Origin of the sequence: Enterococcus sp. AZ163 (assembly GCF_050498925.1) — a bacterium.
In the GTDB taxonomy this organism is placed as follows: domain Bacteria; phylum Bacillota; class Bacilli; order Lactobacillales; family Enterococcaceae; genus Enterococcus_A; species Enterococcus_A ferrettii.
The window spans coordinates 2324193-2342736 of record NZ_JBIPAO010000001.1 but is presented as its reverse complement, the minus strand read 5'-3'; the positions used below and the strand labels follow the sequence as shown (position 1 = coordinate 2342736).

Sequence of the window (18544 nt, the reverse complement as noted above, 5' to 3'; positions counted from 1 at the left end):
TTTCCTCTCAAATTTATTGTACTCTTCCAGCACCAATTAAATGTGCTTGCCAATAGGCATCCGTTAAGTCTGTGTACCCAATGGGATCTCCGGCATGGTACATTCGATTATTTCCAACATAGATACCAATATGTGTCACGTAATCTGAAGTAGCGTAGGTGGAATGGAAAAAAACTAAGTCACCAGGTTTTGCTTCACTTAATGAGATGTGTTGCGTTACGCCGTACTGTGCTTGAGCCGTCCGTGGTAAGTTGATACCTGCTTTGGCAAAACACCATTGCGTAAGTCCGCTACAGTCAAAAGAGGTTTGGGGATTGCTGCCACCGAATACATACGGGTAACCTTGGTATTTTAATGCTTCATCCATGATCATTTGAACGGTTGCGTCATCGAACGTGGCGCTGATTAAATATTGTTCCACTAATTTCACGTAAAATTGATTGCCATAGTTGTAGCGCCAACCGCCATTGATCGGTATGGCAATCGGGTTGGTATACGTCACACGTTGCCCACCCGATTTTTCATTTGAAAAACTTTCAGCCAGTTCATAGCTGTAGTTTTTTCCTCGTGTAGCCACATACCCAATAAAACCTCCGCCGTAATTATAAGACTGGATGGCTGTATTCAAATCGCATCCTTGTGCTTCGATGCTACGGATTAATTCAGAAAAGTATTTGCATCCTTGCCGAATCGACTCTTCTGTACTCAATGAGTTCGGTGGCAATCCTAAACTTTCGGAACTTTGCATCACATCTTCGGTTTTGCCACCACTTTCGACCTGCATGATGGCAAGAATGGTCTTGACGTGATCGGGTATACTAAACTCCTGACAGTATTTCTCAACGAGTGATTGGTAGCGCAAAACTTCTGGCGATAGGTTCAAGCCAATTTCTCCAGAAGAAGATGAGTTACTATCTTCTTCCCCCATAACGATGACGGCAAAAAGCAGAAAGAAAAAGAGACAAAAGAATCCCAATAATGGAGCCGTGAACTTTAAGATGTTCTTCATCGGCGTTTCGTTCCTTTGCCACTTAATTTCTTGGTTTCTTTTCCTTTGCTAGTCACTGTTGTCTTTTGCTTTGAAGTCAACACTCGCTGATGCGCACGTCCTCTTGGTACCGATTGGTTTTGTGGTCCTTTCTTAGTTACAGGCGATGGATTTTGACGTTTCACTGTCTTAGATTGATTCAAGTCAGATGGTACTCGTTGGAACTTTTTATTGTTATTGACTGCTTTATTGGACGAATCAGCTAACACCTTGTTTGTTGGTACCGCTTTACGATTCGGTGCCGCAAGACTTCGTGCTTTTGCCATCCTGCGTTGCGATTGCTTTTGGTTTTCTCGTTGTTTTTTGGTTAAGGGTTGCGTATTGTTTCTTCTTTGCTTTTTAACTGGATTGGACTCTGGTCCTTTTCTGTTTTTCGAATTTGCCTGTTTTTGTTGTGGCTCTTTACCTACAGGATCATTGATTGTTCTTCGGACTGGGAGGCCTTTTTTCTGTTTCGTTTGTTCCGTCTGATTTTGCGTATTGGTTCGAGTATTATTCCGCTGCTGGTTCGAACTATTCCGATTAGAACGATTTTCGGAATTCTCCTTGTTTTCAGGATTATTGGTTGCCTTGTTCTTCTTCTCGTTTCGCATAGAACCTAATCCTTTTAATGCTAATCCACCAACAGCCAATTTCCGAAGGGCTCTTCTTGCGGTTTGTTTTGGTCGACGCATGACGCGACTACCCGTTCCTTGCGAATCTGCACTATTCAAGGCCATCATGCCCATCAAATCATTTAGTTTGAAGTAGATACCGGCAAAGATGACAATCTGCATAAAAGCGACAATGAAGAACGGTTGAGAAGCCGTTAGGGAATAAACCATTGAGGATAGTGAAAAGGCAACGGTTAAAACAAGTGTGATTCCAGCTCGCATCATGATCACATTAAACAAACGCATGATAGTCGTCTTCATCAAATGATTGAAGCTTGGGATCATGGATAATAAGAAGCTGATAGGAAGAAAAACCGCAAAGATGATAAACAACAGCTGCGAGAAAATCATGATCCCCGTTAAGATGAAGACAAAAACCGATATCAAGAGATTGAAGAAAAAGATAAAGACCGTGACACCTAAACGATTCACTGTTTTGGTGATGGTCATATTGTCATTTTCCAACTCATTGATCTCGGTTTTGATAATCTCAGTACGATCTTTCCCTTTGTTTTGAAAGGGACTAGTGGCTTCTAATTCCGCGACACGATCCTCACCCACTGTTTCAAGATTGGAATCCCCATATTGTAAAATCATCCAAGGCTGTTTCACTTGGATCTCAAACAAAGAATCACGAATCGCATCGACACTGCTTTTGCCAGATGCGTTGGTACTTGGTGTCGTCATTCTTGAACCCACATCCAATGCCGCATTACTGATATCGGCACTGAATTCATTGATTCGTGCAATGTAACTGCTTGAGTAGGCAATAAAAGAAGCCGACAAAACGAAGATGGTCAAGAAGCTCACCAATGCACCCGCTGCTCGTGTCGTTTCTCGCTTGATCAATCCGGTATAAGTCACATAAATTCCCATAATCAGAATTAATAACAGGATCAATCCAGGATAAAAACCGGTTGCCATAAAACCATTTTCATTGATTCCTGCTAAGGTTTGAATGTTTCGCCCAATCGCTTCGGTTGTATCGCTGATAAAATCTAACGAATAGGCTTCACCGACTAAGTATCCTGTAGCGTTTGATAAGTAGATACTGATCAGCCAAACAAAATTAGTCAACGAATAAAGTCCAAACATGACGGACTTTCCAATCCCATCACCCCAGTTCCACGGTAGCCAATCCCAACTAGAATCCACAAAGTAATCCAACTGGTAATTGTCGATGGGATAACGAGAGTAGTTGTTTGCCGTATCAATCGTGTCATCAATCAATCCAGTGGCTTGAGCTGAAATGGAAAGAACAGCCAAAAGAAAGAAGACACCGATGATTCCAATCAGTATCTTCACGAATCGTTTCTTCTTCACTTACTCACCCCCAGTGACAGATGGTCTTGTATCGAAGGCTTCAAAGAGATGTTCAAAGATATAGTCAAATTGAATCACACCTGTATGTCCCCAAATATCTTGGAACAATGCTTGACCATTTTCGAGGTTACGCAAACGGTTCTGGTTGCCTTCATCTTCTTTGTCCAAACTGAAAAACTCCAAGGTATTCTTAATCTCATTGATATCCGTTGAACGAAAGGCAAACTTCATGCCGATATTGTTCTTCATTTTTTCATCCAGTAAGTCATTGGCATTTTGGGTGACAAAATAAACGCCGGCGTTCATTGCCCGACCTTCACGTACTAATTTCATCGATAAAGTCTTCCCTTGTGCCACTTGCAAGAAACTCCAAGCTTCATCCAAATCGACAATCTTAAAAATGGAAGTATCAGAATGAATAAAATCCAATGCAAAGGTACTGATGACCATTAACATCGAGACACTTAACATTTCCATGGTGGTGTACTCCTCCATGGTTGTATTGGCATCCGGTAAGACCAAATCGGCAACTTGGATGACGTTTAGTAGTTTGTCTAAGCTAATGGTATTCTCAACTTTTCCATCACTAAACAAAAGTTGGGCAAAATCATAATCGACAAAGGATTCGATATGATCCGCAATCCCATTGGCAATCATTGAATCCTCATTTCTCAATTCATCAATGACACAAAGCAACCCGCGTTGTTCCGATTGTGCCACCGTCCGAATTGCTTTACGTAGTGTTGGGAATCGCTCACCATCTCGTGAAGAAATACCGGTTAAAAAGGTCAAGGTATCAATGGCTAGACTTTCAGAGTCTTTCACGTTTTCTAGAATGACAAAGGGATCGAGTAAACCACGGTTTTTCTCCTCACTAGTCAGGTTGATGATGTTGACTTCATCGGCAATATGCACTAAGTCGTCTTTCCAATTGCCACGTTCTGATTTTGGATCAAGAATGACGGCTTTGCCCCCAAACAATACAGCATAGTAAACGAGTAAATTATTGGAGAAGGATTTCCCACCACCAAGACTTCCTAAAAAAGCCGCAGCTAATGCATTAGTCGTTGTCCCCTTGATCCCTTGTGCGGCCAAGTCGGGTTTGATAAAGACATTTCGTCCAGTATCGACATTGAAGCCGACATAAATTCCTTCTCGTTCTCCTAAACTTTGGGTCGCACCAAAACCCAAAGAAGAAATGAAATCACTGGTGACATATTGGATATAGTCATTCATGAAGCGTTTAGCAGACGGAATGAATTCTCCGTGTAGTCCCAGCATATCGCCAAAAGGACGAACCAACTTCACATTAAAGTCATCATAAAAATCCCGCACTTCATTGCAACGTTTCTTCAACTCATCCAAAGTAGGAGCTGAAACACGGATCACGTAGCTTAGTTTGTACATAGATTCTTTGGTTTGGTCTAAGGTGTTTTCTAGCTCATTGACGGAGTCCAAGGCTTCCACCACATTATTAGCTGTTTCATTGTCACTTTCCCAGGCGTGGTTATCTAAATCTTTTAATTCTTTCTTCTTATTACGAACCGTAGACAAGGCTTTCCGATTCGGCACTACTTCAATATTCATGGAGGTATCGATGGGAAAAGAGAATTGTTGTTGCTGGTAGTAAAACAGTTCGCTATGTGGAAAGTCTAACTCACCAACAATCGAATTGATGGTAAAGTATGAAACAAAAAGTTCTGTATCTTCATTCGTTAGTTTCAAATACCGTTGTTTTTGTTCAATCAGGCAGCGAGTGGGTTTGATTAAGTCATAACGCTTGATTCTTTTCTGTCCATCGACTTCTTCGCTAGGTAGATGATAACTATATTCCTCATAAGCTACACCATCGTTCCCATGCAAGTGTTCTAAAATATAGCCAAAGTCATCTTTGTCTAACGGACGAAACTGAAATCGACGCAACAATTTGTTTTCCAATAGTTGTTCAAGCTTTTGGAAACGTGCCACTTCATTTGCCGGCATCTGGACAAAGTCACCCATCAATTGATGATTGACCCCATGAACAAAATCTTGGATACCTAACACAAACTCATTCCAGATATTTTTCAGATTGACTTCTTGATCCGTTAAGATCAACTTGAAGCCAATAAAGAAGCGGTAATCGACTTGATGTTCCCCGATCAAATCAATCAACGCTTCCGTTTGCCCATCAATATGTTGCAGAGCCGCCTCTTTTAGTTTGCCTTTTACCACCGCCTTCGAGCGTTCTTGCACTTCTTTGATACTGGATTCCGCACTGAGTTGTAATGCGTGGATTTTTCCTTCTCGATACTGGGCAACTAATTGGCGGAAATTGTCGTTTACTTTGTATTTTTCATCGGGACTTAGAAAAGAATAGTTAAAAGGAATCAGCTCATAGTAAGCAAAGCATTCCCCGTCTTCATTAAAGACCAAGTTATTTTCTAAGTATTTAATTGGAAAGCTCAATCGCTTCACTCCTTACATACGTAATGCTTTCTTGAATCGTTACCGTTTGTTTTTTGACTTTCTTCTCTGCAAAGGTAACTTTTGGTGCGGAATAATAACGGAAAATGGATCGGATAAATCCCACTGGTTTCTTGCCGTCAAAGGATTTTTGTGACATGAACCAAGCCACAAATCCAGGAATTCCAAGATATTTCAACAGCGCACCCTCAATCCACATCAAAGGCGGTAACTTCGCAAAGAAAATGACAAAGAATAACGTGAGGACAAACCAAGTCATTTGGTTAAAGGTAATCGGAAACGGTAGCTTCAAATCATTGACGGCATAAATGACTTTTTCGACATTCCAAATACTCGTATAGCTACGAATCTTTTTCATGATACGCCTCCTATTCTAATGTGATAAGAATCTCTTGACGGTTATCCGCTAAGACACAGCGATAAATGACAAAAGTGTCGTAGCGTGCGATGTTCTTTTTAAACTCCGGATAGTTGACCGTGTGAAACCAGACACCATATTCCTTTTCTTCAAACAACTTTTCAGGTGTTAAGTAATCACAATTTTCTTTGGCATCTGAAACAATGGTTTCAAAGAGTTTCTGCTTGATTTGTTCTTTCAATAACGGGAAAGAAAGCAGATTGACGATTTCTTCGGTCAATCGTTCTTTGTTCAGTATTTTGTATTGATACATGTTGTCCTCCTTATAAAAACGGCAGACCGATAGTCGATCTGTCTAGTGTTTAATTATTGTATTCAAATATGCCATGAGAGGTAACGAGATAGTTGCCCTCAATTTCCATATCTCGACCCAGTGCTTGGTAGTCGAAATAATAGCGCAAATTTTCAGGCAAGGCACTCAGTGCACCCGTTTCTTCGATGTAGTGCTGCGCCAGCTCACTCATGGAATCACAATCGGCATAGTGAATGATATCGTCGCTATGCTCAACCAATTCATCAATGTCTGAGAACCAGCTACGTTGAATTTCTGTTAATTCCTCATAGATGGGTGTGCCTTCAATCTCTTGGAGCTTTTCATAAAGTTGGTTCAAGCGATCAATCGAGGCGTAGTCATTAACGGGAAACGGCAATTCGTAATCATGAATCGCATATTCTTCGTATTCCGCGTTCAGGCCAATTTTTTCTTGAACTTCTTCTTCATCAATGGGAAAGGAGAACCAGGCGCCAACCAGTTCTCCTTCGTTGTATTTGCCAAGATTGGCAATGTAGACTTTCATTTCATCGGTACTGATTGCCATATTAACCACCAATCACCGTGTTAAAGATGTTTAATAAGACATCCTTTACACCAGCCGTATTGAATACTAACCCTACGGCAATCGCAGCGACAATCAAAAAGCCAATCAGTTTTGAGAATTCACGTTTGAATCCTAAGTACACACCAATCACGGCAATTGCTAGTAATACCAATGATTGGGCGTTCGTAGCAAACCAGTTAAATAAATTTTGACCAAAATTCATCTTGTTCCTTCTTTCATCAATTTTTTGTGTTTGTTTTCCTTTCCCAGAGTTTGATTTTTCTGCTCAGGTAAACCAATGACCTGTCTTGCTTTTGTTGTCTTTCAGATACAAGGCGTAAGACTCAACACGCCGGACAACCGTGAGGACATCCACATGATCACAATAGACTTTGAAGCTCGATTTTCCATTGGGAAAAGCACGCATTTTGTAGAAGCTGTAGAGAATCTTTTTGGTAGCAGTATCTTTCTCACCTTCGACATAAAGCGTCGTGAAATGACCGATGGTACGGTAATAAACATAGCTTTCAATCCCACACAAGAAACCGCATTTCCTTAATCGACGTGTTAAGTTACTTTCACGCACGATTGTGCCACTTTCGAATCGGTATATTCTCAGCCTGCGCTACCTCACTCAAATAGCCGCGATAAAACTTGAATCGCGGATGATCTTTGAGGAGTGGTTTTCCATGAATATCTAGTAAGCTGCCAAAACCTGTTTGGGTTTGTCGCCAATTAAAGTAATCAGTTGGTGTACCATAGGGCATCATTTCTGATAGTTGTCGGTACTTGGGATCTTCTTCGATACCGATCAATGCGCCTTGGTAAAAGTAGATATTGAATACATAAGGATTATCCTTTTCTTCAAACCTTCTAAGAAGCAGGTCAATCACCTTCCTTCGTGACGAGTTCTTGAATCAAGGTGGTGTGCTGTTCAATCAGTTTTTCATGCTTTTTTGATAAGCTGGTCGTATTCAATAAGTCATTGATCTTGTTTGTCGCATTTTCATGATCGATCAGTAACAGCATCTTCAAAGTAGGAGCGACTTGGCGTTGTAGCCAAAGCATGGTTCGGCTAAGTTCGACAGGTTTTGGTTGTGTCGTTAGCTTGATTTTCTCTCGGTTCTTCCCGATGAAAACTTGCCAAGAAGTATCTATCGGCCAGTTAGATTTCTTTTTTGTTTTGTTCGGTTCTAGAAACGTGAGATAGGAAGTAATGATATTAAAAATGGTTCGCTCACAATCTCGATAAATGAGTAAATCTTGCATAGCGTGATAGGCACGATCATTTTTTAAGCGAATCTCGTATCGATTTTTTATCACTGCTTCTTCGATTGGCGCCCCACGTTTAATCATTTGTTCGATATCTTTTTCGTAAAAACAAAAGTAGATATCACTTTTCAATGAACCAAGATACAGCGTATTCCCAACAAAGGAGGGTTCATCCTCACTCGCAAATTTTCCTGAACCCAACGCTTGAAAGGAACGGAATTTGGACGTCATTTCCCGTCGCTTACACTTTTCAGCTAGATAAGGAATCGAGAGGAGTCCAACTCGATCATTAATCGCTAAATCAATTCGTTTGTAGTGCACTTTTTCTTTTTCGCAACGCATGAAGAAATCAAACCAAGAACGATTTTGCGCCAAAAGAAGGCTCTCGAATTCACGACAGCCCTGACCTTTTAATTCAATTAATGTTCCTTTGTCATCTTCTTCGGGAGAGATCATCACTTGAATATGACCAAAAACGTACTTGGCAATATATCCATAAAAGGCATAATCTTCATACAGCATATAGTTCATTTTGATTTTTAGTACATTCTCGATGATATGTTTCTCATCATGCGTATCAAAGCGTAAGCGAACATAGTCGAAAACTAAGGATAGTTCGTTGTCAGGGTTTAATTGTTCCAATGCTTGAAGCAACACTTTTTTCGTTGTATCAGACGGTTCTTTTTGACCGGTTTCAATCATACTGATATAGCGTCTTGATTTTTGACTAGCCACCGCTAAACGTTGTTGGGAGACCTCATAAAGTTCTCGTTTCTCACGTAAATAATTTCCAAAGTTCACTATTTTCCTCCAAATAAAAAAGATGAGAAATAAATGACGTTATTTCCCATCTGTAAAAAGCAGCTGAAAGTCTTGGTAATCCTAACTTTCAAGCGATTATTCAATTGTTTGTATTGTCTTTACTACCCCCCTAGTTAGATACTGGGGGTTTTTACTTTGCGGCGCGCGAGCGCGCCACAAAGGCAAGCTTCCAGCTCGCCGCTTGGCACTGGGGTGCAGCGGCGGCTGTTGCTTGGTTTTAATTGCAGTTTAAAGAACGAACGTTCTTTAAATTTGGTATAATAGAAGAAAATGGATAAGGATGATGAATTTGAGTTTTACTACAATCAATGATTTTTTAGGATTCTTAGGTAACATTATTGGTATTGGAGGCTTTCTCTATACCGTAATTAAATTAGTAAGAAAGAAAGTTTCTACTGAAGAAGTAGATATTGAGCGCTCTAATAATTCCACAACTACAAAATGGTATAGGAAAAAAACTACTGTTAGAAAAAGAACTACCCGAACAACGACTTCATCAAGTAACGAGCAAATGATTATGCAATTAATTCTATACACAATAATTTTTGTTATTTCCTTTGCTATATACTCTCAAACATACAATCTAATCCCTACACTATGCGCAATAGCATTAATAGCAAATATCATTGCTGTTGGGAATAAAAAAATTGTGTCAAAGCAAGCTAAAAAAGCTCTACTTGTTGAGTATTTCAGTTATCTAATAATTCTTTATTTTGTGTTGGAAATTCCTGTTATTATCCAAGACTTATTAAACAAAGTACCTGTCATAAATATTTCTTCTTGGTCGAATTTTCAAGTGTGGTTTGGTTCAGTTATTGACGTTTTGAAGGGAATTCCTATTGTTGAGGAGCACTCCACATTTCCCTTAACATTTGCTACCCTCACGTTTAGAATCGCAGGCTCTTATATCTTCGTTTTTTTACTAATGAACAAGTTGTGGAAAAATACTAAAAAGGGTTACATTGATAAAAGTTTTACTCAAAGCAAAATCGCGTCAACAATACAAGTAGTTCTATTTTTTGTTTTTCTTAATCTAAATGAGTTTGTAAAACTATTGACTCCTCTGAAAAATTTCATTTGCTCTTGGTTTTCATCTTGAGGATTTTTCAAACTTATATTCTCTGAAAATTACTTCCCTTAAGAGGTGTGCAGTATCCTGTTTCTGTTGCACACCTCTTTTGAATTAAAGGAGAAAATAGAAATTACATTATACTAGTTAATAAAATTTCCCGAAATAACCGTCAATCCCCTGAGAGGCCAGCGTGTCCGTTAAGTCTTTGATTGAAATCTTATCCACTAAGTCTTTTGCTTGTTCAATCAGCTCCTCTAATTGACGTAGTAATTCTTTAAAATGTATTTCTTCATTTGGATCTTCGCTTTCGTCACGAATACCACACTTTTTAACAGTCCAACCTAAGTCAAGTAAAGCACTTTGCAATTCTTCATCCTTTGTCTCTCTCGCCAGTTGATAAAGGGAGCTAATCAGTTCTTCATATTCCAATAGTCACACCTTCTTTCTATTAATGAAATGCAACCAGGGCAATCTGATAAACAACTTCCTGTGCAACACTATTACCCGCTTGTTTGTATAATTGACTTGCAGAGACAACTTTTTCTGCTCGTTCAAAAGCCCAATCTGGAAAACTTTGCAGTCGCCAACATTCCCGGGGTGTTAATTTCCGTATTCGCATTTCCTCCGTCACCACACCTTGTGAATCACTTGTGACAATGGTGTTGGCAAGCTGCTTACCAACCCGACCACGACGGTTCTTAGATGTTGGAAAAGCGATGTTGATGCTATCACCAGGATGCGCTTCTGCGTAACCCTTCTTAGTTGCCTCTTTGACAAAAAGAGACTGCCTCTCTTTTGATGACAAGGCAGTCTCTACTTTTGGATGATTATTCAATTTTTTCAAATTATCTGAGGATAAAAGAATCTTAGGCCCCTCTCCTGTTCCAGCGGTGAGGGTGGGGCTAAGGCCCTCACTACGATAAACTTTCCCACTCATTCCGCGTTCGCTAGGATTGAGGTTCCCAACCACTAGTATTTTTGGCTCTTCTCGGGTCGTAAGGGTCGGAGAAATACCCGAAACATCATAAAATCGTTTTGTCGTGTCATAGCCAGGAAGCTCTTTTGCTTTCTCGGCAGTATTCATTCGTTTTATATCGTTCGTAACAGCTGCTGAGTCTTTTCGTTGGACAGGAAATATTTCGGATCGACCACTTCCTCTAAGACGTGCGATAATGAAGGTACGTTCTCGATTTTGCGGAATTCCAAACCACTTATTGTTACATACACACCATTCGACATCATACCCCAGTTCATCAAGCGTGGAGAGGATTGTACGAAAGGTGTTCCCTTTGTCGTGATTGAGTAACCCCTTGACGTTTTCAAGGAACAGAAATTGTGGTTGGATTTGTTGGGCGGCACGGGCAATCTCGAAAAACATTGTTCCTCGAGTGTCCTCAAATCCTTTTCGTTTTCCGGCGATACTAAATGCCTGACACGGGAAGCCTCCGCAGATGATATCAACTCTTCCATGTAATTCCTTCCATTCTTCATTTGTAATTTTAGTGATGTCATGTCGCGTCCATTCATCTTTGACTTGATGGATCGCTTCATAACTTTTCCGGGCAAATTTGTCCCATTCTACATAACCAACACAAGTGTGCCCGGCGCGCTCCATCCCAAAGCGAAACCCACCGACACCTGCAAATAAATCAATAAATCTTATGGTTTGTTCTCCTGTTCTTCATGTCGAAACATGAGGGTATTTTGTTGTTCGTAAATTGTTTGGATTGTTTGAATAAAGTCATGATCCTTTGGTACTAAAGGTGTGTAAAACTCACTAATGACACTATTGCCAGAATCCACATAACCGCGACCTCGGATTCGTTTTTGAAAGAAGTCCTTGTTGGTCTCACCAAACATCATGCCGTAGCCCAGCTCACTCATTCGTCCCAATGCGACGCGGAACATAAATTGATCACGAATCCCATCACCTAGATACTTCGCATCGGGACGCTGACAAGACAGGATGATAAAGAAGCCCATTTGCCTACCGAGCATTACGATTTGTTTGATTTTGTTCATGACTTCATTGCTTTCGCGACCCAACATATCCATAAAAGCCACGTATTCATCAAAGATAAGAAAATGTGGCTGAAGACCTAAATAGGCATAGTTTTCACCTGTCTTATAGCCTTCCATTTGTTTCATCGTTTCTGTTCGAGCCATCATCTTTTCGTAAAATTCATTGAGAGCTGAAAGCATCTCCTCTTTGCGATAATAAACATGTGGTAAAACAATCGAGAGATCAGCTAAATCGGAATTCTTCGGGTCCAAAATATACAACTTCGCATTCGTTTGTAAGAGTGTCTCAATGAGGGTAAGGATGAAATAGGATTTCCCTCCACCCGTACCACCTGCAATCAACATATGCGGTAATTGATCATAGCCCCAATAAACATTCTTCATTAGACGCAAGCGACCATTCGCCGCTTTGACCTCATCAATACTGATGCGATTGGCAATCGTGTCATAAAGTAAGGTATACACAACAAAAGATTCTTCCAGTTCCTTATCCACCAGTTCGCAATACAGACCACTTTCCAACTTCTTTTCTAAATGAAGTAATTGGTCTTGATAGCTGTTCAAGGAAATCTCAACTGAGATAATCAAATAGCCGTTCTTCATCTGGTAGAAGATTTTAGGAAAGTAAGTAATCTTTTCTTTGCTTTTTGTTGAGGAGAGGTCTTTAAAGAACCCTTCCTGCTGCACCGTTTCGACTTCGTACCAATGATTTTGTAGAATCATTCGAGCAAGCTTTTGTCGATGCTTCAATTGTCGGTACCAGTCTGGAAATAAGATGAATAGAAAATAGGCGGCTAATAGACAACTCGTTACAGCAAAACCACTTACTAGAAGTAGTTTTTGCCAATGGACTTGTTGGATCGCTTCATTGATTCGCTCAAATAACGGCAACGCACTATTGATAAATTGAAGCACTTGTTTTTGATAAACAAGGAATAGTTCCCCAACAAATAGGGGTCCTAAGATACTGATAAATGTGGAGAAAACTAGGCTCTTATCTCTGGGGCGAATTCTTTTTCCACGATTTTTTATATAAAGAAATGGATTGATCCATTTTAGCCATTTAGACATCAATCCAACCGTCATACTGCATAGCGTCTTGTTGGTCATCTTTGACAAGGTAAAAACGAAACATCCGAGCTTGACCATCTACGCTTAGTTCTTCAGCAACTGAAAGGACGAAAAATTCAACTTTATCATCTAGCTCACTGAACTTTTCTAAAATCTCTGTTTCACTTTTTTGATATTCTGGCCTAGTGTAGCGCCTGTAGGCATCTAAAAATTGATCAAACCAAATAATAGTTACTTGTCTCATAAATCACGCAAAAAGAGCGTAGATTTTACACTACGCTCAGGGTCCTTTCTTTTATGCATTTTTTTGATTCGGTTGTTGATTCGATTGTTGGTTAGGTTTCTTTGCTGGGACAATATTTGCACTCTTGATATACCAATCAACATCAGCTCCTCGAAATGTAGGATTTGCTACCGTATCGATAATAGGATCGACAAGGACAACTTCATCATTGTAAGCAAACTCCTTTAATGGAATATCGGCTGGCACGCTGGCTTGAATCATTTGCTTTTGACCCGAACTTTTCAAGTCATACGTTCGTTCTTTGACTTGTTCGGTGACTTCACCATCTGATCCTCGTTCAAATACTTCTCGACGTAGAGCGGAAAATTTCAACGTACCAAATGTTTTTTCGTTATCGACAATAATTCCTTCTGCTAATCTCATTCTATTTCCTTCTTTCTTTTAGGCTTTCACAATATTTTCGGCGGTCAAAACATAATTCGTAAAGGCACTCTCACCAATTTTATAGCCGACCGCTGAAATCTTTGGTTCAACTAGTCGTACCTTGGTTTCATAATCAAAATCGATCTCTCCGGCAATCGCTGGAATAGTGACCGTCACTTGATCCGCTTTTTGTACCGATGAGTACAGGTGGTAAGTGCGAGATAAGACTTTTAAGCGCCCGTCTTCTCGGCGACTTTCGACAGAAGCTTCACCCGCAAATTCTAACGTACCGAATGTTTTTTCCATGTTTGGGATAATTTGTTTTAGTTCCATAGTAATCTCCTCGTTTTATAATTGATTCAAATCGAACCATTGTTTCGATTGTTCATATGTGGGTTGGACCACTAAAATCATCTTGTTCTTTCGATAATAGCGTTGCTTGACTAAGAAACTTCGAAAGGCAGTTCGCTGATTCTTGGTTTTGTCTGGGGAATAATAGGCCCACAGTAAATCATTTTCTTGCACTTGAATGACTTGATGTTCTTTGAAAATATGATTGGTTAATCGCCGCCGTTCCTGAACTTGATAGGCAGCGATTAGCAGCGCTTTTCTTGTTTCCTGAATGACATCAATGGAATTTTCTAGTAAGCTCGCTAGTTCTTGTTGCACACTAGCTTCATCAATGAATTGAATTTCATAGAGTTTGGTCACGGGCTTTCCTCCCAGTTAAAGCAACTTTTCGATGATAATCCACTATGACTATTTCTAATAAACGCTGGTAGAAGTTTTGTTGTATAGGATGCACCACACGTAGATTATTCGTTGTTGGAAATTGCAAGAAGTATCTGTCATATTTGGAGCGACACAAAGCCACTTCTTTGATGACTAATTGATGATCCAATACCAATTCTCCCATCATCAAGACAGGAGAATCGTCAATTTCCACTAAGCGCATGGATAATTGTGTAACTTCCATACTAATTAGTTTTGGCTTTTTTCTTGTAGCGATACAACGTTCCAGCAATAGCTAGTGTACCCAAGCCAAGAAGTACAAGGAGGATTGATTGTTTTTCACCGGTTTGTGGTAATGTTTTCTCTGGTTTAATTTTTTGATTGGTTAGTCCTGCTTTCACGATTTCACCGTCCTCTTTGATTTCAAATTCATGAAGTGACTCATCTAGTTGATAACCTTCTGGTGCATCGAACTCTCTAAAGTGATAAGTTCCTTTCGGCAAGTTCTCGAAAGTGAAGACGCCTTGTTCATTGGTTCGACCTTCCGTAATGATTCTTTGATCTTTATCTAGAATTTGAATACCTGTATTTGGTAATAGATCACCCGTACTCACATCCTTTTTCGTCAATTCCAACGTTCCTTTGACAAGATGGTTTTTCACTTCAAATAGCAAATTATTCTCTGAATCAGTCGGTAATGATGCACCTTCTTCATCAAATGCTTGGACACCGTCTTTGGTGGAAACCAAGCGAATTACTTGATCAGAAAGGACAAAAGAATCACTGGAAGCTTGTTTCTCTTTTAAATAGAAAGTACCAACGGGTAGATTCTTCACGGTTCCAATAGAGTCCTGGTCGATGGTGATGGTTTGAAGGAGTGCACCTTCTTCATCTTCCAATGTGAATACTGCTCCTTCGGCAGAATCAGCATACTCAAACAGGTAGCCATGTTTCTCTTCTAAGGTGGCTTTTTCATTCACTTTCTTAAATTGGAACTCGTTCAAATGTAACTGGTTGAGAATCGCTGTACGAGTGATTTTCGTATTCATTTGTTTTTGACCGTAAAATACTCGGTCTTTCCAAATCTCGATTTCTTGAACCGATTGGTTATCCTTGGCTGTAAAAGTAAAATCATATTCTGTTTCATCTAGTACATGATGTTCACCAGCATCTAGTTCTTTTGCATAGTAGTTTCCTTCAGGTAGTTGTACATCAAAGGTAGCCACACCTTTTTCAACTGTAGCAAAGCCAACTAGCGCATTGGCAGGTACAGAGATGGTGTCGCCCAGGACTTTTTCTTCACGAGTGAAAAGTCCAAAGACCTGATTATGACCATCTTCCAAACTAATTTCTGGTTTATTCTCATCCCAAGAATCAATCGATTCTTGGCTCTTATAGAGTTTGATTAGTAGTGATTGAAATTCATTGTAAGCAGTGATAGTCGTAGAGGTCAGGTCCACCTGTTGACCAGCATAGGTCAATTCAAAAGGAATCGGCGTTGCATCAATCACCAGTCCATTTGGAGCAGCTTTCTCAATCGCTTGGTATTTCCCTAAATAAAGAAGTGGTGTGGTTAGTTCACCCTTTTCATCCGTCGCTAATGTAGCGACTACTTCGCCTTTTTTCGCACGAACAGTCCCGTCATTGGTGATAATATCCTCGGCAGCTTCAATATCAAAAGTGACACCTGCTGCTAGTTGATCATCAAAAACAAAGGAGTATAGATCACCAAAATCCGAATCCGTTTTTTCAACGCCTAATGGGGTTTTAGCATGTTTCGTTAAAATGGCTACCCCTTTTTGTGAGTTGTCTTTAAATTGGATTTCAATCAAGCCATTATGAGAACCATCAACTTTAAACGGAAGTGGGTCTTTTGCTAGAATATAGCCGTTCGGTGCTTGAACCTCAATCAGTTCATAATCGCCATAGGATAAGGCTTCAGAAAGAATCAAAAAGCCTTTCTCATTGGTAAAGAACGTATCCGTCACGCCTTCATCATTGAGATTTGGCATCATCACAAAGTCATTGGTTTGTTTATTTTTGATTTTGAATCCTGCATCGCTACGAGGAATGGTTTTGCCTGTTTCAGCATCCACCTTTACAACTTTGAGTTTCTCTTCGATGACTTTGTTTTCTAGTGCATAGTGATGGGTTTCATTTTGTGTACGAATCGTTACCTTAAAAGGCTCAATCGGTTCATAGCCTTCAGGCGTTTTGGTTTCTTTTACGGTATAGGTGTCATAAGGGAGGTCTGTAAACTTCAGATAGCCTTCCTTATCTGTTTTACCAGTGGCAACAACTTTTTTAGTGGTGTCGCTTGTAACCGAAAATTCTACGTTTTCTAAAGGTTTGATTTTCCCTTTTTTATCTTTCCAATCATAGTTCCCAAATTTGATAAGGTCGAACCCACCTGTGATGACTTTTTCTTTCGCCGTAACAGTTTCTGTGGTAGTTTCTACCGTTTGACCAGCATAAGTTAATTGGAAAGGAAGTTTTGTTTTGTCTAATTGATAGCCTTCTGGAGCTGTTTTTTCCATCCAGTAGTAATCGTCTAGCAGCAAATTATCTACTTTCGCTTGTCCATTTTTGATTGTGACTGTTGCGATTCGTTCATCATTCGACGCACGATAAAGTTCATAAACCGCGCCATCTAATGAAGCAGCACCCTGTGGTTTTGCGCCAGTTTTTTCATCTTCTTTTTTCAAGATGGCTGACCCTTTTTGTTCTTGGTCCGTCGCATTGATGTCTGTATGAGTGATTTCAACAGTTTGACCCGCATAGGTTAATTCGAAAGGAATTTTTTCTTCATTCAGTAAGTAACCTTCCGGTGCTTTTTCTTCTACTGCATAATAAGAGCCTAACTTTAAGTTGCCAAGTTGGGCTTTTCCGACAGTATCAGTCGTCATCGTACCAACCTTGGCGCCATCCTTCGTATAGACACCATATATCGCGCCATCTAAGCGATAATACTGATTAAACATAGAAGAACCGAATTCACGTCCCACCTTGCTTAGGTTGACTTGGCCGAGTTGTTCTTTGTTGTTCAGAATGACTTCAAGGGTTTGATTTGGCTTAATGATCACTTCTTTGAATTCACCCTTGTTCACATAACCGTTTGGCGCAGTGACTTCGGTGATTTTGACTTTTGTACCCGCTTTAATGTCATTCAATTGCGCAAGACCATCATCGCCAGTGGTGACTTCTTTGGACTGACCGTTGTATTCAAACTTCAGTTTGGCATTAGGTAGGGCAGCACCTGTATCTTGATCAATCTTTTTAGCTCTAACGTTTCCGTTGAGATTTACTTTGATGTTCAGGCTGAAGGTTCCACCATTCGCCAACTTGAAGGTAGCGACTTTTTGTTGACCGGCCTTATTATAGACAAAGCTTTGACCGATATTTTCACTACTAGCAATCGCATACTCTAACTTCCCAGTTTCTTGCGAATTCTCTTGAGCTGTTAGTTTTAAAGTATTGCCATTTTTTTCTACTTTTAGGTTCGCAGAATTCTCTACTAAGTTGCGGTAATTACTTAACACACCGGCATTATCAGTGAGCGTAATAGAATCACCAACGTTGAGTTCAACTGTTTGCCCATTGAAGGTTGGTTTGAGATTGTGTCGGTTGACCTTCGCTAGCACTTCGTTTTTTCTTGCTTCATAATTTGGTAAGTTTGTCGAGATGAGTTGATCCCCAAGCTCTTGCCAAACCATAAATTGTGTCATTCCATAATTGTCATTTGTTGGATTCTGTTGATAGCCGTAATAAGCAATTAGTGACAAACGATCCTTTTCAGCAATTGTCAATTCTGATGGTTGAAAGTCTGAACCAGGTGTCAGACTCACTCCATGCTCAATACAAAAAGCTGGCACGCCATCGACTCGTTTCATCCAAACAGATTCATCTGTCCAATGCAGGCCACCAAAACGACTGAGATACCAAGAAGAGGAATAATTTGCGACGGGTTGATCGGTGACAGTAGCAGCGAGCGTCAATACTGGATTAATAAAAAAAACAACCACGATTGTTGTTAGGGTGAACAACGTGGTTGCTTTGCGTGCGATTTTATTCATATTTTTTCTCCATTCTTTTGAGCTTTACAAAAATAGTATATTGATTTTTGTAGGACTTCTAATTTTTATTCTCTCCACTCTCCAATG

At 40.0% G+C, this 18544-nt stretch carries 20 protein-coding genes; 2 read left to right on the top strand and 18 right to left on the bottom strand.

What is annotated here, in order from left to right; genetic code table 11:
- Positions 1-13: 13 nt before the first annotated feature.
- The 7 genes from IGI46_RS11145 to IGI46_RS11115 are packed head-to-tail and all read right to left on the bottom strand — an operon-like array spanning position 14 to position 6949.
- Positions 14-1009 carry a lysozyme family protein gene (locus IGI46_RS11145; protein WP_429973451.1) on the bottom strand — a complete coding sequence of 332 codons (996 nt, stop codon included), beginning with the start codon at positions 1007-1009 and terminating at the stop codon, positions 14-16.
- On the bottom strand, positions 1006-3024 hold the full coding sequence (locus tag IGI46_RS11140) for a CD3337/EF1877 family mobilome membrane protein (protein ID WP_429973450.1): 2019 nt from the start codon (positions 3022-3024) through the stop codon (positions 1006-1008). The genes IGI46_RS11145 and IGI46_RS11140 overlap by 4 nt, the downstream gene beginning before the upstream one ends.
- Positions 3025-5472 (bottom strand): ATP-binding protein, encoded by a 2448-nt coding sequence (locus tag IGI46_RS11135; protein WP_429973449.1) that lies wholly within the window; start codon positions 5470-5472, stop codon positions 3025-3027. It abuts the gene before it with no gap.
- Positions 5456-5848 (bottom strand): conjugal transfer protein, encoded by a 393-nt coding sequence (locus IGI46_RS11130; protein ID WP_429973448.1) that lies wholly within the window; start codon positions 5846-5848, stop codon positions 5456-5458. Before IGI46_RS11130 ends, IGI46_RS11135 begins: the two co-directional genes overlap by 17 nt.
- A gap of 10 nt (positions 5849-5858) precedes the next feature.
- Positions 5859-6161, bottom strand: coding sequence for a hypothetical protein (locus IGI46_RS11125; protein ID WP_429973447.1), 303 nt, complete (start codon positions 6159-6161; stop codon positions 5859-5861).
- Between the two features lie 49 nt (positions 6162-6210).
- A complete protein-coding gene (locus IGI46_RS11120) occupies positions 6211-6726 on the bottom strand; it encodes an antirestriction protein ArdA (RefSeq protein WP_429973446.1) in 516 nt (171 codons plus the stop codon).
- Position 6727: 1 nt separating this feature from the next.
- Positions 6728-6949 carry a hypothetical protein gene (locus IGI46_RS11115; protein WP_174127516.1) on the bottom strand — a complete coding sequence of 74 codons (222 nt, stop codon included), beginning with the start codon at positions 6947-6949 and terminating at the stop codon, positions 6728-6730.
- Between the two features lie 153 nt (positions 6950-7102).
- Here IGI46_RS11115 and IGI46_RS11110 point away from each other — a divergent pair, with 153 nt between their 5' ends.
- Entirely contained in the window at positions 7103-7285 is a 183-nt protein-coding gene (locus IGI46_RS11110) for a hypothetical protein (protein ID WP_429973445.1), read from the top strand.
- A gap of 19 nt (positions 7286-7304) precedes the next feature.
- Here IGI46_RS11110 and IGI46_RS11105 read toward each other — a convergent pair whose 3' ends face one another.
- Positions 7305-7619, bottom strand: a complete 315-nt coding sequence (locus IGI46_RS11105; RefSeq protein WP_429973444.1) for a hypothetical protein — start codon at positions 7617-7619, stop codon at positions 7305-7307.
- Complete coding sequence (locus tag IGI46_RS11100; RefSeq protein WP_429973443.1) at positions 7612-8799, bottom strand: replication initiation factor domain-containing protein; 1188 nt, start codon at positions 8797-8799, stop codon at positions 7612-7614. Before IGI46_RS11100 ends, IGI46_RS11105 begins: the two co-directional genes overlap by 8 nt.
- Positions 8800-9109: 310 nt before the next feature.
- On the opposite strand from IGI46_RS11100, the gene IGI46_RS11095 reads away from it, so the two are divergent.
- A complete protein-coding gene (locus IGI46_RS11095; RefSeq protein WP_429973442.1) occupies positions 9110-9919 on the top strand; it encodes a hypothetical protein in 810 nt (269 codons plus the stop codon).
- Between the two features lie 117 nt (positions 9920-10036).
- Here the strand turns inward: IGI46_RS11095 and IGI46_RS11090 are convergent, their stop codons facing one another.
- Genes IGI46_RS11090 through IGI46_RS11050 form a run of 9 tightly spaced genes read right to left on the bottom strand, consistent with a single transcriptional unit; the run spans position 10037 to position 18457 of the window.
- Positions 10037-10321, bottom strand: coding sequence for a hypothetical protein (locus tag IGI46_RS11090; protein ID WP_429973441.1), 285 nt, complete (start codon positions 10319-10321; stop codon positions 10037-10039).
- 19 nt (positions 10322-10340) lie between these two features.
- Positions 10341-11555, bottom strand: a complete 1215-nt coding sequence (locus tag IGI46_RS11085; protein ID WP_429973968.1) for a DNA cytosine methyltransferase — start codon at positions 11553-11555, stop codon at positions 10341-10343.
- Positions 11552-12946, bottom strand: coding sequence for an FtsK/SpoIIIE domain-containing protein (locus IGI46_RS11080; protein WP_429973967.1), 1395 nt, complete (start codon positions 12944-12946; stop codon positions 11552-11554). The genes IGI46_RS11085 and IGI46_RS11080 overlap by 4 nt, the downstream gene beginning before the upstream one ends.
- A gap of 31 nt (positions 12947-12977) precedes the next feature.
- The gene (locus IGI46_RS11075; RefSeq protein ID WP_429973440.1) at positions 12978-13229 is read right to left on the bottom strand and encodes a hypothetical protein; all 252 of its coding nucleotides are present in this window, start codon (positions 13227-13229) and stop codon (positions 12978-12980) included.
- Positions 13230-13280: 51 nt separating this feature from the next.
- Positions 13281-13652 (bottom strand): YdcP family protein, encoded by a 372-nt coding sequence (locus IGI46_RS11070; protein ID WP_429973439.1) that lies wholly within the window; start codon positions 13650-13652, stop codon positions 13281-13283.
- Between the two features lie 18 nt (positions 13653-13670).
- On the bottom strand, positions 13671-13985 hold the full coding sequence (locus IGI46_RS11065) for a DUF961 family protein (RefSeq protein WP_174127509.1): 315 nt from the start codon (positions 13983-13985) through the stop codon (positions 13671-13673).
- A 15-nt stretch (positions 13986-14000) separates the two neighbouring features.
- Entirely contained in the window at positions 14001-14363 is a 363-nt protein-coding gene (locus IGI46_RS11060) for a hypothetical protein (RefSeq protein WP_429973438.1), read from the bottom strand.
- The gene (locus tag IGI46_RS11055; protein WP_429973437.1) at positions 14347-14628 is read right to left on the bottom strand and encodes a hypothetical protein; all 282 of its coding nucleotides are present in this window, start codon (positions 14626-14628) and stop codon (positions 14347-14349) included. Before IGI46_RS11055 ends, IGI46_RS11060 begins: the two co-directional genes overlap by 17 nt.
- A 1-nt stretch (position 14629) precedes the next feature.
- On the bottom strand, positions 14630-18457 hold the full coding sequence (locus IGI46_RS11050; protein WP_429973436.1) for a SpaA isopeptide-forming pilin-related protein: 3828 nt from the start codon (positions 18455-18457) through the stop codon (positions 14630-14632).
- Positions 18458-18544: the final 87 nt, after the last annotated feature.

Bases quoted from the DNA above. Each gene is read 5' to 3' on its own strand.
- IGI46_RS11145 (WP_429973451.1), bottom strand. From the start codon at position 1,009: ATGAAGAACATCTTAAAGTTCACGGCTCCATTATTGGGATTCTTTTGT.
- IGI46_RS11130 (WP_429973448.1), bottom strand. From the start codon at position 5,848: ATGAAAAAGATTCGTAGCTATACGAGTATTTGGAATGTCGAAAAAGTC.
- IGI46_RS11125 (WP_429973447.1), bottom strand. From the start codon at position 6,161: ATGTATCAATACAAAATACTGAACAAAGAACGATTGACCGAAGAAATC.
- IGI46_RS11120 (WP_429973446.1), bottom strand. From the start codon at position 6,726: ATGGCAATCAGTACCGATGAAATGAAAGTCTACATTGCCAATCTTGGC.
- IGI46_RS11115 (WP_174127516.1), bottom strand. From the start codon at position 6,949: ATGAATTTTGGTCAAAATTTATTTAACTGGTTTGCTACGAACGCCCAA.
- IGI46_RS11110 (WP_429973445.1), top strand. From the start codon at position 7,103: ATGATCACAATAGACTTTGAAGCTCGATTTTCCATTGGGAAAAGCACG.
- IGI46_RS11075 (WP_429973440.1), bottom strand. From the start codon at position 13,229: ATGAGACAAGTAACTATTATTTGGTTTGATCAATTTTTAGATGCCTAC.
- IGI46_RS11070 (WP_429973439.1), bottom strand. From the start codon at position 13,652: ATGAGATTAGCAGAAGGAATTATTGTCGATAACGAAAAAACATTTGGT.
- IGI46_RS11065 (WP_174127509.1), bottom strand. From the start codon at position 13,985: ATGGAACTAAAACAAATTATCCCAAACATGGAAAAAACATTCGGTACG.
- IGI46_RS11055 (WP_429973437.1), bottom strand. From the start codon at position 14,628: ATGGAAGTTACACAATTATCCATGCGCTTAGTGGAAATTGACGATTCT.
- IGI46_RS11050 (WP_429973436.1), bottom strand. From the start codon at position 18,457: ATGAATAAAATCGCACGCAAAGCAACCACGTTGTTCACCCTAACAACA.